General features: G+C 31.7%; 21 protein-coding genes, 1 tRNA gene and 1 other RNA gene. 1 reads left to right on the top strand and 22 read right to left on the bottom strand.

Annotation, left to right across the window (positions count from 1 at the left end):
- Positions 1 to 77: 77 nt before the first annotated feature.
- The 10 genes from Q0409_RS07035 to Q0409_RS06990 form a co-directional block, all read right to left on the bottom strand.
- A tRNA-Ser gene (locus tag Q0409_RS07035) sits at positions 78 to 161 on the bottom strand.
- A gap of 146 nt (positions 162 to 307) precedes the next feature.
- Positions 308 to 621: signal recognition particle sRNA (gene ffs, locus Q0409_RS07030), an RNA gene on the bottom strand.
- A gap of 247 nt (positions 622 to 868) precedes the next feature.
- Positions 869 to 1273, bottom strand: coding sequence for a CBS domain-containing protein (locus Q0409_RS07025; RefSeq protein WP_298536445.1), 405 nt, complete (start codon positions 1271 to 1273; stop codon positions 869 to 871).
- Positions 1248 to 2165 (bottom strand): 2-phosphoglycerate kinase, encoded by a 918-nt coding sequence (locus Q0409_RS07020; protein WP_298536416.1) that lies wholly within the window; start codon positions 2163 to 2165, stop codon positions 1248 to 1250. The genes Q0409_RS07025 and Q0409_RS07020 overlap by 26 nt, the downstream gene beginning before the upstream one ends.
- 307 nt (positions 2166 to 2472) lie before the next feature.
- Complete coding sequence (locus Q0409_RS07015; RefSeq protein WP_298536414.1) at positions 2473 to 3192, bottom strand: metallophosphoesterase; 720 nt, start codon at positions 3190 to 3192, stop codon at positions 2473 to 2475.
- Positions 3193 to 3280: 88 nt separating this feature from the next.
- On the bottom strand, positions 3281 to 3808 hold the full coding sequence (locus tag Q0409_RS07010) for a DUF2096 domain-containing protein (RefSeq protein WP_298536412.1): 528 nt from the start codon (positions 3806 to 3808) through the stop codon (positions 3281 to 3283).
- On the bottom strand, positions 3805 to 4074 hold the full coding sequence (locus tag Q0409_RS07005) for a DUF749 domain-containing protein (protein WP_298536411.1): 270 nt from the start codon (positions 4072 to 4074) through the stop codon (positions 3805 to 3807). Before Q0409_RS07005 ends, Q0409_RS07010 begins: the two co-directional genes overlap by 4 nt.
- Before the next feature lie 349 nt (positions 4075 to 4423).
- Complete coding sequence (gene hdrB, locus Q0409_RS07000; protein ID WP_298536410.1) at positions 4424 to 5308, bottom strand: CoB--CoM heterodisulfide reductase subunit B; 885 nt, start codon at positions 5306 to 5308, stop codon at positions 4424 to 4426.
- Positions 5309 to 5329: 21 nt separating this feature from the next.
- On the bottom strand, positions 5330 to 6283 hold the full coding sequence (gene hdrC, locus Q0409_RS06995; protein ID WP_298536409.1) for a CoB--CoM heterodisulfide reductase subunit C: 954 nt from the start codon (positions 6281 to 6283) through the stop codon (positions 5330 to 5332).
- Positions 6284 to 6581: 298 nt separating this feature from the next.
- Positions 6582 to 7025 (bottom strand): MarR family winged helix-turn-helix transcriptional regulator, encoded by a 444-nt coding sequence (locus Q0409_RS06990; RefSeq protein ID WP_298536408.1) that lies wholly within the window; start codon positions 7023 to 7025, stop codon positions 6582 to 6584.
- 268 nt (positions 7026 to 7293) lie between these two features.
- On the opposite strand from Q0409_RS06990, the gene Q0409_RS06985 reads away from it, so the two are divergent.
- On the top strand, positions 7294 to 8028 hold the full coding sequence (locus tag Q0409_RS06985) for an archaeosine tRNA-ribosyltransferase (RefSeq protein ID WP_298536407.1): 735 nt from the start codon (positions 7294 to 7296) through the stop codon (positions 8026 to 8028).
- Between the two features lie 74 nt (positions 8029 to 8102).
- Here Q0409_RS06985 and xseB read toward each other — a convergent pair whose 3' ends face one another.
- The 12 genes from xseB to fabZ all read right to left on the bottom strand — a co-directional run bounded on the left by xseB (position 8103) and on the right by fabZ (position 16158).
- On the bottom strand, positions 8103 to 8333 hold the full coding sequence (gene xseB, locus Q0409_RS06980) for an exodeoxyribonuclease VII small subunit (RefSeq protein WP_298536406.1): 231 nt from the start codon (positions 8331 to 8333) through the stop codon (positions 8103 to 8105).
- A 43-nt stretch (positions 8334 to 8376) separates the two neighbouring features.
- Complete coding sequence (gene xseA, locus Q0409_RS06975; RefSeq protein ID WP_298536404.1) at positions 8377 to 9633, bottom strand: exodeoxyribonuclease VII large subunit; 1257 nt, start codon at positions 9631 to 9633, stop codon at positions 8377 to 8379.
- 685 nt (positions 9634 to 10318) lie between these two features.
- The gene (locus Q0409_RS06970) at positions 10319 to 10882 is read right to left on the bottom strand and encodes a hypothetical protein (RefSeq protein WP_298536402.1); all 564 of its coding nucleotides are present in this window, start codon (positions 10880 to 10882) and stop codon (positions 10319 to 10321) included.
- 144 nt (positions 10883 to 11026) lie between these two features.
- Positions 11027 to 11278, bottom strand: a complete 252-nt coding sequence (locus Q0409_RS06965; protein ID WP_298536401.1) for a hypothetical protein — start codon at positions 11276 to 11278, stop codon at positions 11027 to 11029.
- A gap of 223 nt (positions 11279 to 11501) precedes the next feature.
- Entirely contained in the window at positions 11502 to 12407 is a 906-nt protein-coding gene (locus Q0409_RS06960; protein WP_298536399.1) for a hypothetical protein, read from the bottom strand.
- 308 nt (positions 12408 to 12715) lie between these two features.
- Complete coding sequence (locus Q0409_RS06955; protein ID WP_298536397.1) at positions 12716 to 13186, bottom strand: hypothetical protein; 471 nt, start codon at positions 13184 to 13186, stop codon at positions 12716 to 12718.
- On the bottom strand, positions 13186 to 13368 hold the full coding sequence (locus Q0409_RS06950; protein ID WP_298536395.1) for a zinc ribbon domain-containing protein: 183 nt from the start codon (positions 13366 to 13368) through the stop codon (positions 13186 to 13188). Before Q0409_RS06950 ends, Q0409_RS06955 begins: the two co-directional genes overlap by 1 nt.
- A gap of 1 nt (position 13369) precedes the next feature.
- A complete protein-coding gene (locus Q0409_RS06945) occupies positions 13370 to 13522 on the bottom strand; it encodes a zinc ribbon domain-containing protein (protein WP_298536393.1) in 153 nt (50 codons plus the stop codon).
- Positions 13523 to 13657: 135 nt separating this feature from the next.
- Positions 13658 to 14305 (bottom strand): zinc ribbon domain-containing protein, encoded by a 648-nt coding sequence (locus tag Q0409_RS06940; RefSeq protein WP_298536391.1) that lies wholly within the window; start codon positions 14303 to 14305, stop codon positions 13658 to 13660.
- Positions 14306 to 14361: 56 nt separating this feature from the next.
- A complete protein-coding gene (locus Q0409_RS06935; RefSeq protein WP_298536389.1) occupies positions 14362 to 15279 on the bottom strand; it encodes a zinc-ribbon domain-containing protein in 918 nt (305 codons plus the stop codon).
- A gap of 25 nt (positions 15280 to 15304) precedes the next feature.
- Positions 15305 to 15634 (bottom strand): hypothetical protein, encoded by a 330-nt coding sequence (locus tag Q0409_RS06930; protein ID WP_298536387.1) that lies wholly within the window; start codon positions 15632 to 15634, stop codon positions 15305 to 15307.
- Positions 15635 to 15840: 206 nt separating this feature from the next.
- A complete protein-coding gene (fabZ, locus tag Q0409_RS06925; protein ID WP_366940084.1) occupies positions 15841 to 16158 on the bottom strand; it encodes a 3-hydroxyacyl-ACP dehydratase FabZ in 318 nt (105 codons plus the stop codon).
- Between the last annotated feature and the right edge of the window lie 20 nt (positions 16159 to 16178).

Genomic DNA, 16178 nt, shown 5'->3' with positions numbered 1-16178 from the left:
GTTAAAACTCTTATTTTTTTAAAAAATTATATTAAAATAGCTATTAGAAAGTTAAGAATAAAAATAGTTTAAAAAAGCGCCGGGACGGGGATTTGAACCCCGGTGATCTATTGATCATCGGATTAGCAGTCCGACGCCGTACCAGGCTGGGCCATCCCGACTATATATTAAAAAAAGTAATTAAAAATACGTGTATAAAATACAACATTACTATTTTATATTTACTTATTATATAAACTTTTTCTTTTTAAGAATTGGATATTTTTATCTTTATTAAAATTGATTAAAAATATTAAAAAAAGTCATTTAAGTGGCACATAAAGGAGTGGACACCCTTCATCAAACACGGTTATCTGAAAAACTAACTCCACCCCGCGGTTCTACAAGCATCAGCTGTAAGCGGTAGAGCTGCTCCTTTCCAGGCCTGACACGTTCCCACAATAAAGTCAATTAAATATTACCCTCCAGTAATATCCCTGACACCATTGATCCTGCAGGACGAGGCTTCGACATCAGCTTCACAGGCCATGATTGAATCCAAATGCCGCCTCCTTTATTTCGACTGCACCAAAGGAGATTTGTGCTTACAGAGGACTCCTAACCCTCCAGTCTAGCCAATTATAATATATTAGATTAATCTTATATAAAGTTTATTAATTCAAAAACATTTCAATTAGAATAGCCTTATTTCAAGAAACAGAAGATAACTAAGAGTATTTTTTAAAATAGAACAAAAAATGATAAAAACAAGCTAAAATAGGTTAAATAAATAAAATTAATTATGAAATAAAATTATAAAAATAGAAATATGATTAAAGATAAGAAAAGGGAAATATAATTAAAATAAGGAAATGAACAAAAAATAAATTTACAAGTATTCTTTTAATATCTTAATAATATCTCCATCAGATATGATACCTACAAGCTCACCATCGTCAACTACAGGCAACTGGTTTATGATGTTATCTCCAGGAGCATTATCAAACATGACAGAAACAGCATCTTTAATGGTATCTTCAGAAGATACGCATGCAACATCCTTAACCATAGCAGATTTCACTTTGGTACCATATTGATAATTGTCTAAAATCAAGTTATGCCCTAAATCTGTAGCGGTTACGATACCAACCATTTTTCCATTGTCAACAACAGGCATTGCACTTATCTTATTCTTCATTAGCTTTTCAAAAGCGAAAACAGTTGCTTCTTCACATTCAACTGTTAAAACGTCTTTTGTCATTAAGTCTTTAACTTTTGTCTTTTCTAACATTATTCAAACCTCCATATGTTTCAGCGATTGAATTAATTATAAAATCTATAGTTGTAATTCTATCTATATTCTCAACAACAGGAACTCTTTCCTTATTTCCTTGATCTTTAATGTACTTTTGGATCTTTCTGATTGCCTCAAAGTTATCCAAATACTTCTGCAGGGACCTATGGGCCCAACCGTCACTGCATCGTGAATAAAGTCTGCTTTTATGCATTTCCTCATCTTCAAGGCTTAATACAAACATTAAAACATTATCCTTTTCCATCAGGTCTTTACGGATAAATCCAGGAACTATATGGACTCCTTCAATGATAATGCTTATTCCTTCAGTCAATGCCCTTTCAATGACAGCTTCCACACCAACGCTTACATTTGTGACATGATCTTTAAATCCTGCCAAAACACGATCGAATTCAGGTGGAGGAGCCACCCTTAAAGCTTCATGAGCCATAAATGATGATTCATGGAGCACAGGACTTAATTCCTTCGATACAATCTTTCGCATGACTTCTCTAATCATATCAGTGTTCATCATGCCTTTAATACCCAATTTTCTGGATATCTCATATGATATGGATGAAGTTCCGATACCGGAAACACCGCCAATTAAAATTATCAATGGTGCATCTGTCTTTCGTATCTTTCTCCAATTCAGATAGTTTTCAGCAAATAAAGGGTCTTCTTTCTCCAATAAATCTACAATTCTTTTAACTATATCATCAGTGGTAATTGAAGAAATATCATTTTCCATCAAGTCTGATTCTATCTTATTAGCTATTTCATAAGCTTTGCTAGGATTTAATTCTGCACGTATAAGTGTACGTGAAAGAATCCCTTTTGAAAAGGGTTCAGTATATACTTTCCCTTTAAGTTCTCGACGAACTAGAATCATAAAATCACACCTTAATTGACATAATTCAAAGAATTATAAACTGTTTTTTCATCATTTAACTATTAATTAACTAATAAATTAAAAAATAAGCATTAAATTATCTTATTTAAAGCCCATACTAAATAAAAGCAAAAATAGTTAAATTTTGAAAATATAGATATGTCTTTAATTATTAATAATATTTACTATTAACATTTTATAAAGTTTTATATTTGATTTTTGTATGAAAATGAAAACATGAAGATATAGTAAAAAAAATAGTAAAAAATAGAAAAATTCTGGAAAAATAAAAAGAAAAGGAGTAGATTTACTCCAAGGAAACAATTCCTATAGTGTACATAGCGTTTTCATCCACTTCAATTAAGACTGCATGCCCTTCTTCTAATCTTCCTGGGTTTGCAACAGTGGTATTTCCCACCATGTCAATGGAACATGCTTCGTGTACATGACCACAGATGTTTATGTTAGGCTGGAATTCATGAATAGGCTTTTTAACACCTTGACTTCCCACATGAGCACCGCTTTCAATGGTGTCCGCTTTAGTGTCATATGGAGGTGCATGAGTAAGCAAAATGGTTACTCTAGGAACTGCATCGTTTCCAATATAGTCATATTCAGCTAAAAGCTCATATACATGGCGATAGATTTTGTCATCATCGATTTCACCAGGAGTGTTGAATGGAGTAGGATTGGATCCTCCATAACCCATGATTACCACATTCTCATAAGCTATCAATTGGTCATGCAAACAGAATGCAGGTCTTTCATCAGGACCGCTTTCCTTAATTGCATTACAGATTCCTGCGGGGTCACAGTTACCCGGAATTGCAAATACATCTACATCACATTCTTCAACGATTTCATCGATGAATGGTTTTACAAAACTTAACGGTTCAAATTCAGTAATGCTGAAATCTGTAATATCTCCAGCAATCAATACTAAAGAAATATCATCATTTTGTTTTAGGTAATTGATTAAGCTTTCACTCTTTTTACCGTGTACATCACTAATTGCTAAAATTTTCATTTTAAAACGTCCTTAAAACTTTAAAATTACGTAAAATTATAATTATAAAAAAATAATTTAAAAAAAGAATATTCATTTTATATTATGTTTATTCAGCGAAAAATGGAGCCATTTCCTTTAAAGCCAATTGGATATTTGATTTTTCACCATACAATGCAATTGTTGAATCGGTGTCAAACTCCATTATAAGTCCATAATATTCAGCTATTTCCTGTACTCTATCTTCTGCAATTGGATTTCTTAAAGTAATCTTTGCATATGATAATCCTGGAGGAACATTTTGAATGAATCTAGATTGGGTATCTGAAATCTTAAATATCTCTTCTCCCCTATTTGCTCTTTGAAGCTTATCTAACCATTCCTCATAAAAGTCCTTGTCATAACTTTCTGCAAGAGAGAGCAATATTCCTTGAATCTCATTTAAGGACATGTCCGCTTTAGCCATCTCATTGATCATATCCGGATGAGAAGGGTCTTTCTTGTAAAACCCAATTTGGGATTTGACCAAACCTAAGTCCTTATTCAATTCCTTTGGAATTGGAATGCCTTTCTTGTGTAATTCTGAAGAAAGGTTAGCTATAACCAACCAGGATTGTTCTATAGGCAATGTACTCATAAATGTCCTTCCAATATTTTTAAGGTAGTAACATTAACTTTTGCGTCTGCTTCTCTTAACTCTCTTTTGATTTCATTAAGGTTATTGTATTTATCTAAAAAGAGGACATGGTGACTACCTGTACCAGTAATGTCTAAAATAGCGATTTCATCTTGATCATCAATTTCATCTCTACCTTCAATAGCTGCTTTGAATTGTACATAAGGACCATATTCTTCAGGAAGGTCTTTAAATTTAAATATTCCACCTAAAATTGCAATAAACATATTATTTCTCCAAATTCTTAATTTATTAAAATCATCTAGTAAGACCAGTATCATACCAGCAAAACTAGTTTAATTATTATCCAAATCTCATATAATTTTCATATTATTAAATTATATGAATATATTTTTAGTTATAGTAATTAATATAGTTTATTATTATACTAATAATTTTTATACAATGTAATAATTCAATTTTATTAAATCAGTTTATCAATATACTAATTATTTTTGGATCATATGACAAAAAATTAAAAAAATAGTGGTTTTGACAATTAGTAAAATAATTAGTTAATATGCGAACTAAAAAAAATTGTTTAAAAAAAAAGAAAAGATAAGTAGAGTAATCTACTTATTCAATTTTTTCTAATACAGGAGCTGCGTCGATTAATTGTGCGTCGAAAGTTAATTCGTCTGCGCTTAATCCCATAGCTAATCCGTATAATTGAGCTAAGTGCATTACAGGGAATGCGAAGTCAGTTCCGTATTTTGCGTTTACTTCAGTTTGACCTACATCGAATTGTAAGTGACAGAATGGACAAACTTCTACAATAGCGTCTACACCAGCTTCAGCCATAGCGTCGAGTTTTTCTTTGGTGTAACTTAAGGTTACATCAATATCTCTTGCTCTTAAACCTCCACCTGCACCACAGCACATCATTTTGTTTTTGTATGGTACGGATTTTGCACCAGTGATTTCTACTAATTCATCTAAGATGGTTGGGTTTTCTGCGGATTCTTCAATACCTACTTCTGCGGTAGGTTTTAAGAAGTGGCATCCGTAGTGTACAGCTACATTAATACCTAAGTCTTTGGTGAACATTTCAGATAATTTGTCAAGACCTACGTCGTTGTATAAAATTTCTGCAAAGTGTCTTACTTTGGTTTCACCTTTGAATTGTTTGTCAGTAGTTTCAGCTAAGATAGCGTTAATTTCGTCTTTTTTAGCTGGGTTTTCTTTTAATAAGTGGTCACATTCACGTAAGGAACCGAAACATCCGTTACATTCGGTCATGATTTCTGCACCCATTTCTTCTGCAATAGCGAGGTTACGTGCTGCAATAGTAGCCCAGGTGGTTTGGTCAAAGGATCCGAATACACCAGGTGCAGGACAACAGGATGCTCCTTCCATGTCTTTTAATTCAATGTCTAATTTATCGAATAAGATTCTGGTTGCTTTTTCGATACCAGGGTAACGGTTGTTCATGATACAACCTAAGAAATATGCAATCTCCATAATAATAACTCCTTAATCAATTTATTCTAATTCTCCAGTTTCCATGTTGAAACCGATTAATTTATCAAATTCACATGCTGCACAGATTTTTTGTACTTCTTCTAATGCTTCAGGGAAAGCATGTACAGTTGGAGGTAATTCAGGAAGTCCAATATCTGCTCTTAAAGCTTTGGTTTTGTCGTTGATAGGTACACCGTGACCGGTTTTAATTACGAAGGAACCAGTTGCTTTGTGTGCGTCAGCCATGTATCCAGCTTTTGCAGCTTCGTTACGTGCCATTTTGATGATGTCTACGATTTTTACACTTCTAGGACATCTTTCTTGGCAGGTGTAACAGGTAGTACACATCCATAATGCAGGATCAGATACTACTTCTTCTCTGAGTCCTAATAAACATTTTCTTACAATTTGTCTTACTCTGTAAGGAGTTCTTCTACCAGAAGGACATCCTCCACCACAGGTACCGCATTGGAAACAGTGGTCTACAGTTTCAATTCCAGCATCAACGAATTTTTGAGTAAATTCTTTATCAATATCATCCATTGAATATATATCATTTTCTTTTAATAAAGTCATATTATCGCTCTCTTCATTTTCTTCTGAAGCTTCTTCTTCAACTGCTACTTCAACAGCTTCTTCAGGAGCTTCATCTTCTGAAAGTTTATCATCAATTGATTCTTCCGCATTATCTAAAGAAACTTCCTCTTCAGGAACCTCTTCAACTGCTTCTTCAACAGCTTCTTCTTCAACAGGAGCCTCTTCAGCTTCAACTTCTTCTTCAGCTTCAGCTACCTCTTCAGCAGCCTCTTCTTCAGAAATAGTTTCAGAATCAGATTTGGTTTCAATTTCCTCTTCTGAAGATGTCTGTATAGCGTCAGCAGCTTCTTCAACAGACTCTGCTTCTTTAGATAAATTCTCTTCTATATCTTTATTTGCCCTACCGATGAGGGATTTAAGAGTATCTAACACAGACATTGAAAAACACACCTAGGACAATCATAGGTTTACCTCACGTCCTTAATTATAATTATATTAGAATAGTATATAAAGGTTTTGTAAAATTTTGAAAGTGTAACCTAAAAGGTTACACTCTTCTTAAAGTTTAGGTTAGCCTTAAATTGAAAAAATAATCGATTAAAATAGAGATAAAAAATTAGAAAAATTTTAAAAAAATAGGGTTTAGTGAAAAAATAATCAAAAAATAGCAGTATAAAAAAATAGAATTTATTAAAAAAAATATTGAAAAAAAGTAAAATAAAAAAATATTAGCTGTCTAGGATAAGACATCAACTGAGTTATCGGAAAGCTTTTTCAAAGTTCTTGCAAAAGCAACCATCTCATCTGTAGGAATGTCCCCGATAGTTGCATCTTTCCATTGATCAAATATGTCAAGCAAAATTTGGCAAGCCTTTTTTCCATCTTCAGTTAGCAATAATATTTTTTTGGTATTGTTTTCAGCATCAATGGTTTTAGTGATTAAACCTTTAATCAATAGGTTTTTAGTTGTTTTACTAATGTTAGCTTCAGTCACATGGAATTGCCTTACAAGATCAATTTGATTAAGACCTTCATTTGTATAAATTTCCATAAGGATTGGTATTTCGCCAATATTGATATCTAAATTTTCCATGTTTTTTCTAAAAAACATTTCATAGCTTTTCAATAGGTTCATTAAGTAATTTACTTGTTCTGGAATAATGGTTTCATTTTCATTCATTAAAATCCCCCCTTACTAAGGGAATCATTTTGCAGTTAGCATATAATTTTACGTATTAAAGATAATATATTTCTTAATATATAAAAAGTTTACCTAAGTTAAGTTAATTAAGTATTTTTCTAAACATTGTTATAAAAATTTTAAAGATTTTTAAATACAGTGATAACTGCTAAAATAATTAAGAAATAAGTGAAACTTGCAAAAACATTAATTATAAAAAGGAATAGATAATTAATTGAATCATTAAAAATAAGGAATTGCGGATAAAATGAAACAATTTGAAATAAAAAGCCATGACGGTCCTGGAAGATATGGAAAGCTTGGAGATTTGGAAACTCCAGCAATAATCGATAAGGATGACTTTTCAATAGCTGATGATGAATCCTCAGCTTATGATGTTGAAAAGGAAATTGCAGAGTGGAGCGTTAATCAAACCATTGAAAAAGCGAAACTGGTTGAAGATAAGGAAATAGCTGTTATCCAAGGAAGCAAGTACATCGACTTGCGTATCAAATGCCTTAAGGAACTTGAAGAGCTCGGATACAATGGATTCATTATAGCGAATGCAGATGATTTGCTCCTTCATCCAAGAGACTTGGTTGACTTGATTGTTGCACTTAGGCAAAACATGAAAGCATCCAGCTACTTGATATTCCCATTTGCTGAAGCTCAATTCATTCCACTTCTTGCATATATGGGAGTTGATGCATTCTTCGATGACATTGGTGAATATTACAGTTATATCAATGTTCTTATGAGTCCAACTAAAAATTACGATTTAGAGACCTACAATCTTTATGAGATGAGTAGGAAAGAGCTTGAAGCTTACAATAAGAACACAATCGACTTCGTCTTAAGGGAAGTTAGGGAACATATGAAAAACAGCAGCTTGAGAAACCTTGTGGAAGAAAGGTCTGCTACAAGCCCACAGTATGCTTCTGCACTTAGAATACTTGATAAGAATTACTCTGATTACTTATTGGAGTATACTCAAGTTTATTAGTAAAATTATTAAAAAAAGTTAAAATAAATTAAAAAAAGAAGATTGAAAATCTTCTTATTTCTATTTTTAAAAAATTATTCATTTACTTCAAATTCAACTACTTCTTTATTGTCATTCACTATTTTTGCAATAGCTTCTTGAGCGCTATTCAGTTTTTCATCACATTCCTTGACTAAAACCATTGCTTTCTTAAACTCTTCTATTGCATCATCCAAGGAAACTTCACCGGTTTCCAAGTTGTTTACGATTTTTTCCAATTCAGCTAATTTCTCTTCAAAACTAAAATTCTCGTTTTCTTCAGCCATCATATCACCTTTGATTTAATCTTTTTAATTTTCAATTCTATAATTATAAGACTCTTGTATTTACTTTGCCATCCTTAAATTCTAATTCCAATTCCTCATCTTTCTTCAAATCTTTTGCATAAGAGACTACCTTTCCTTTGGATCTTGCTACCGCATAACCTCTTTGTATAGTCAATAAAGGATTTAAAACCTTTAGCTTATCGATATTCCTTGATAATGTAATTGTTTTCTCATCTAAAATTGACTGAGGATTCCTGAAAACATTAGAACTCTTGACTTTAGATAATCTAATCTGATTTGAATGAATCATCTCTTTTGAAGAAGAGACTAATCTGCCTTTAATGAAGTCCAAATCCATTCCTCTCCTTTCATGAATCATATGAGGATTCTTGAATAAAGGCCTATTTTTTATCCTTTCGAATTTCTCAAGATTATCATTCAATTGCTTGGCCATAACATTGCTTGCCCTTGAATCCAAATCATCCACTTTTGAACTTATTTCCCTAATATCCGGAACAGCAATTTCTGCAGCTGCAGTTGGAGTTGCTGCCCTTTTATCTGCAACATAATCTGCAATGGTCCAATCGATTTCGTGGCCTACTGCACTTATTACAGGAGTTTCACATGCAAGTATTGCCTTTGCAACGATCCGTTCATTAAAGGCCCATAAGTCCTCTATGCTTCCTCCACCTCTCCCTACAATAAGTGTGTCCAATTCAAATTCATTATCAGCAACATATATTTGCCTTACCATATTGTTTGCTGCCAAATTTCCTTGAACAAGAGATGGGAATAAGATAATTTCACATAAAGGCCATCTTCTCTTGATTGTTGTTACAATATCCCTAATGGCTGCTCCAGTTGCAGCAGTGACAACCCCTATCCTTTTAGGAAACTTAGGTATTGGCTTTTTTAGAGAATCATCAAAATAGCCCTTGCTTTCCAGTTCCTTCTTCAATTGCTCAAATGCAATATGCAATTCACCTAATCCATCTTCAATAATCCTTTGAGCGTACAATTGATAGTTTCCACGGGATTTATAGACATCAACATATCCTCTAACCAAAACCTTCATTCCATTTTTAGGTTCAAATTTAAGTTTGGAGGCAAATCCGTAAAACATGACCCCCGGAATAACACTACCTTCATCCTTTAGGCTGAAATAGCAATGCCCAGACGAATAACGCTTAAAATTAGATATTTCTCCTCTTACATAGACTTGCTTCAATCTAGAGTCTGAATTGATCAGTTTCTTTATATAGTCTGTAAGCTGAGACACTGAAATATATTCCTCTTCCATTACATAACCCCATATTTTAATACAAAGTTTATACACTTGATTATTTATAAATATTTGCTATTTTATAGATATTTTTTTAATGATATAATAAGTTTGTTAAAATGAGATTGGGATATTTTGAAAATAAGTTAAAAATGCTTAAAAAAAGTTAAAAATAGTAAATTATTTATAAAAAGTTAAATGAATTCTAAAAAGAATTCAAATAACAATTTACCCAACAATAAATTTTAGGATTTGTATTTCAAAGGAAATAAATCCTTTTCAATTATAATATTAATTTTATAATATATAAAGTTTTTTGAAAAACTCAAATCAATATTATAATCCATTACAAAAAGGGATGAAAAAGCCACCTAAGGAAAAATCTTAAACCTACATTTTTTTATAAAGTTCTACAATGCAATACAATTAAGCTAAGAAAAGTAAAATGATTTTGAGAATTTCAATGAAGAAATTCAAAACCAATTCTATATCCAGTTCCATTGTATCACCTCCTAGAAATTTATCGTTGGGAATAATTTTTTAAGGTGGCAAAAACCCAAAAATAGTTTTATTTGAACCCATTTATAAAATTAACGAATTTTAAACAAGTATTTTTCAAAATAAAGATAATTTAATAATTAGATTGTAAAAATAAGTTATTTAATAAAATTATAATGTGATTAAAAAATTAAAATAAAAAAAGTTATTTTACAAAAATATTTAAAAATTCAATATTCTCTTCATCAATATGGTCTTCTATTGATTCTAGAATATTATCTACAGTTCCATCAAAAATAGCATAGGAAAGTGGCATATGCTCATAATCCCAATAATCAGATCTTTGTAAAAATGTCAATAAGCTTAAGGCTTCAAGCAAATCCAAATCCTTTTTCGAAAGTATTTTCTCCCAATCTGCCTTAAGCTCCACATCATGCTTTTCCTTAAGCAGATTCACATACTCATTATAGTCTTCAATAGCCAATTTGTATTTGAATAGAATATTTACAAGAAGGTAATTCAATCCATCCAAATCATAGTCCTTGCTTAAAACTTCCTTCTTGAAGTCATATTCCAGAATGTATTTTTCCTCCAAGTCATTTTCGCTTCCTATTTTTTCTAAAAATAAGAGATAATCATCATTGTATGAATCATAATACTCTTTAAGATATGCTCTGAATTTGACTAATTCATTTAACCTCTCTTCCCATGACAGGTTTTCCTCTGGAATCTGTAGAATCTCATTTGCTATCTTGTAAAAATCATTCATTTTATGGCCCTGGAATTTGATATGAAATAATTGAAATAATGATTAATTAAATAATATTTTTAAGTTAAATTATTGATTTTAATTAAGAAAATATTTAATTTAATTAATATTAATATTTTTTCTTAATCGAACATGTAATCTGGTCTACATCAACACTTCAAAAAACTCTTTGTTTAAGTAATTTATATGTGTGATCAGCTGTCTTCTTTTCATTTGAAGCAGTTTATGATTGTACATCAAATCATCATATCTTTCCTTATCGTACTCCTTTCCCATGTCCTTATTGCATTGAAGTTTCCAGATTTCCTTGAATTGCTTGCTCATCTGTTCCTTTATGATTTGCAGTTGCAAGGTAGCTTCATTGATTTCTGAAGTTAATTCATCTATTCTTCTCATAGAAAGCCTCCTAAATAAATTAACCCATTTTAAAAAAAAGTTAACCATATGTAAATTAATGTTGGATTTAATTGCTTATAAATAAAAAACAAGAGCATGTGGAAAGTAATGTTCTAATCAAAATTTTTCAAAAGGGATTAAATCTAAGCATTTTGAATCCAATGCTCTTTAAAAAAAGTTTGCAATAATATAAAAGTAAAAAAAGAAAAAATTTAAAAAAGAATTATTTAGATTTGCATAACTGGGCAATCTTGGCTTTAGGCAAACCTGTGGCTCTAGAAGTGTCTTCCAATGAAAAACCTTCCTTAATCATATTAACAGCAATGATATCAATACCTTGCTCAATACCCTGTTCAATACCCTGCTCAATACCTTTTCTCACTATCCTATCATAAAGTTTTTGAGTACTAGGGGGTAAAACAACCATATCAGAACCTCCATAACTATTTTCAACTTCCTTATAACACCATTTATTGGCATAAATCAATACAATCTTGATCATATCCTCATATTCCTCATGAGAGAGATCCTTTATTCCATAAAAATTATTCAAAAGCGCATTTATAGCTTCAGCCTTATTCCTTAAATTCATCATAGGACTTGCTAAAAACAAAGCCTTTTCCTTATCTGACAACCTAAACTTGTTTCTTATTTTATATAAACTATTATTTAAAGTTTGTTTTTGATTTAAAGCCTTTAACGATATTATAAGCATGGTAAACTCTTCACAAGGACCTACCCTATGTCTGAAAAGTTTGTGATTATTGTGAACCGTGCTAAAAACAACCATTCGTACATCTTTCTTATGCTTAAAATGTAAATTGGCCTGATATTCGTAAAACACTGTTTTTCTTTTATAATCCAATCTTGATGACTGGAACTCAAGGCCAATGACCAAATCCTCGAAAGTGTCAAAGGGACAGTCCGGAATAAATCTTTTTCCATCTTTTGTGAAAAATTCAGTTTCCAGTTTCTGCTTGAAATTGAATCTGAATAAATCGCTTTTCATTAAATCATCAGGACATGCATTAAGAATCTCTTGGGGAAAAGTGTTCCAAAATGCCTTTGGATAAAAGTCCATAATCAGCTCTGGAAAGTTTTCTGCAATCACATCATTGACAATGTCCAATATCCCTTGAGGATAGGTGTCAAAGATATTCTTGAAAATGCAATCATAAATATGAAATACTGCCTTAACACCTCCAACAAATTATTGTTTAATCTTAATTTGTTGAAACAAGTATTTAAATTAGTTAGTTTAATTTAATTATAATTTTACAGTCTTATTTTAATATTTCAAGTCCATACAATATTTTAATAAAATCATAGGACTATAAAAATAGTAAAAAAAGTGTTTCCACTTCATAAAATAGTCAGATATTAAAAAATTATAAAAAAAGTGAAAAATGTTAAAATGTTAAAAAAATAGTGAAACAGTCAATATCTGACTGTGCTGATCATGCGAGCCATGGTTTCATTGTCCTTGCATACAATGATCACATTGTCATTTGTGTTCTCTGGAGAGAAGAATGCAATGTAATTGCTGTCCTTGCTATTGTACCATACAGTATGGTTGGACAAGCTAATCTGCTCAGCCCCCAGCTTATAGGCTTCCTGTGTGTATAGATATTGGGAACCGTCTCCTATCAGGTCCATTGTAGACTCATTTCCCATATTGAATGATGTGATTTCAATATTGTTTTGGGAATCATTCACAATATGCATATGCGGACTCACTTGTGTCTTTGTCACATTGTCAGATATTGGAACATCCAGTGAAAATGTATCTGTTATGTTTACAGTGTGGTATATTATCTGCTCTTCTCTAGCTTGATTATAGGCGCCAATAGCTAGAAATGCTATTATTATGAGTGAGAGAATTATGATGATTATGTCTTTCCTATCCATTAGCGTTCACCATACCAATACTCGTATATATTAACCCCACAATTAGGGCAAAGAATTTCAGAACTATCTATAAGCACGCCACAAAAAGGACATTCGTCATCAAAGGGTCTTAAATCCGCTCCGCAATGTGGGCAGGTTAAGTCCCTATTGGTTACATTTTCTCCACAGAATGGACAATTCATATTATCCCCCCATTAACCATATGTCATTGTCGTCTTGGTTTTCTTCGTCAAATTCACCTTCGTACTCATCGTAGTAGGAGCTTAAATCAGCTCCACAGTGTGGGCAGATCAAGTCTCCGTTAGTTACGTATTCTCCACAAAAAGGACAGTTCATAATTGTCCCTCCCTTTACTTCTAATTCTAATATTGTTGAAGGTGCTTATAAATGTTTTTAAAAAAAGAAAAAAAGAAAATATTAGTTTAAAACTAATATTTTAATAAAAATGTTATTAATTCCACAATAATTCTGTTAGGATGCAGAATGCTGAGCAGTAGTAATTGATTTTGCAGTTACAGTTCCATTTCCAACAGCTACTTGAGTACTGTCATCAGTATTTAAAGAGATATCTGCACTGTCTAATTTATTTCCCTCATCATCATAAAGGGTTACAATTGCATGGCTAGGATATAAATCATATGAATCTTTACTTTCACAAACAATATCCCCATTTGCATCAACAGTTTTTACACTTTTATCCCCATCATTCAAATCAGTACCATCACGACTGTATAAAATATCTACAGTGACATTTTCATCTGTGTGATTTGAGCCTACATTAATTGTACAATATGTTTTTGAATCAAGTGAATGACCAGTAGAAAAAGTAGTGTTAACAATATGAATTGGCTCTTTATCGTTAAATAAACCACCATTGAAGTAGAGCATAGCCCCTGCAATAGCTGCTAAACATATGATAGCAACAATAGCAATTATTATAATATTTTTTCTGGATTTTGACTGATTTTTATGCTCACTTGTAAATATTGAAGAACCTTGAGCATCAGAGACAACGGAAGATTTTGTAGAATCCTGAGCATCCAACTCCACACCACATTTTTTACAAAACTTTGCACCTTCACCATTTTTTTCTCCACATTTAGGACAAAATATAACCATAATTAACATCCCTATAAATAGTTTTGCTAAAATAGAAGCGAATAAAACACTTCCATTTAAGCTAAAGTAACATTTTGCACATAAAACGGTTCATCTTCCATATCATTCTTTAATGAAATTTGCGCTTTATACGGTTTTTCTTCTTTCATATAGAATGCATCAAACTGATAAGTTTTGCCTGCTTCCACAGTAGTATCCATAAGAGCATAAGTTGTATCCAAAACCTTGCCATTTGCATCAAGGAACTCTACTTCCATAGACACATAATCTAAACTAGTGTCAAAATAGATGTCTCCTTTAAGATCACCATCATAATAACCATATGAATATGCAATAGTGTTTTGAACATTGCTAATGCTTACTTGGTCAGCAAGCTGGCTTTGATTATAATCACCTACACCTACCATCAATAATGCAACTAAAAACATTAAAATAATTGTAAATACAGGTAAAGCTAATAATACTTTATTATCAATATTATATTTTTTAGTTAAGAAAATAGCCAATATTCCTGCAATTATAAAGATTATACAACCGATTAATGCCATATTTCCAATTAAAAAGGTCATTATTATACCAGTTATTATAAATTGGATACCTGCAATAAGATATTCTTTTTTGAACTTAAATAAGTATATACCGAGACATCCACCCACAACAGCAATGACCATTTCAGTCATAATATTTATCCATCCAAATAACATTGGACAACTTAAACCTTCAGCAAGTCCGACGATTACTCCAATTATTCCTAAAACCAAAGGTATTAAGACTAATTTATTATCTGCTGTTGCAGATTCTGTTTTATTATTAGAATTTACAGTACTAGTTTCAGTGTGTTCTAAATCCAAGTCCCCATCAGGTTTGATTTTAGAACCACAACCTTTACAGAATTGATCGTTTTCATCAATTTCCTTTCCACAATTTGGACAAATTCCATCAATTAGATTTTCTCCACATTTTTCACAAATCATACACGTTCTCCATTATTTTACGATTTTAAAAATCAGTTTCTATTTTTATAACAGTCATTTCTTTGTTCCATGGTGAAATGGAATTTTTAAAAACACCTGTAATTTTTACTTCTTTTTCCAAATTCTCTAAAAGTTGAGTTTCAAGTTTTTCATCAAATTCCAAAAGAAAAGATACACGATTTTTGCTTAAAGGATTTTCAATTAAAACAAAATTATCAACTTCTTTTGAAAGCACACCAACAACAACTATTTCTTCACCAATATTTATTTCTCCCAAATAAGAATGATTATCAATCAAAATCTCCACAGGTTTCACAATTAGAAGTTGTTCTTTTTCGTTTACAGTAACTTCCAAAACCTCTGACTGTGTTTCTGGCTCTTTTTTTGTAGATTTACACCCCAAAACACAAAAAAATACCAAATGTTACAATCGATATTTTTATTTATTTTCAACAAGTTACATTAACTTTAATTGTTAAGAAAAACTTAAAAACAAGGGATAAAAAAACTCCTGAAAATGCATTAGCAAATATCAGGAGCTTTGTTTTAAGTAATATAGTCTTACTTTGTTATCATTGCTGTTAATTCGGCTTCGCAACACAATGTATCACCGATATAAGCCTTACCCTCAAATACAAACACGTTTGCACGTCCTTTTATTTTCTTTACGTGCATTTTAAGTAATGTATCCGGAACAACGGGGTGACGGAATTTTACGTTGTTTATCGACATAAAAAATACACCTCTTTTAGTTTCTTTGTAGTCGGGCATATTTTCTATAGCAACGCAACCGGCAACCTGAGCCATTGCTTCAATTTGCAAAACACCCGGCATAACCGGATTTTCAGGAAAATGTCCCTGAAAAAATCCCTCATTCATTGTAACATTCTTAATGCCGA

This window comes from uncultured Methanobrevibacter sp. (genome assembly GCF_937898925.1).
In the GTDB taxonomy this organism is placed as follows: domain Archaea; phylum Methanobacteriota; class Methanobacteria; order Methanobacteriales; family Methanobacteriaceae; genus Methanobrevibacter.
The sequence above is the reverse complement of the archived record's forward strand: the minus strand, read 5'-3'. Positions and strand labels throughout refer to the sequence as shown.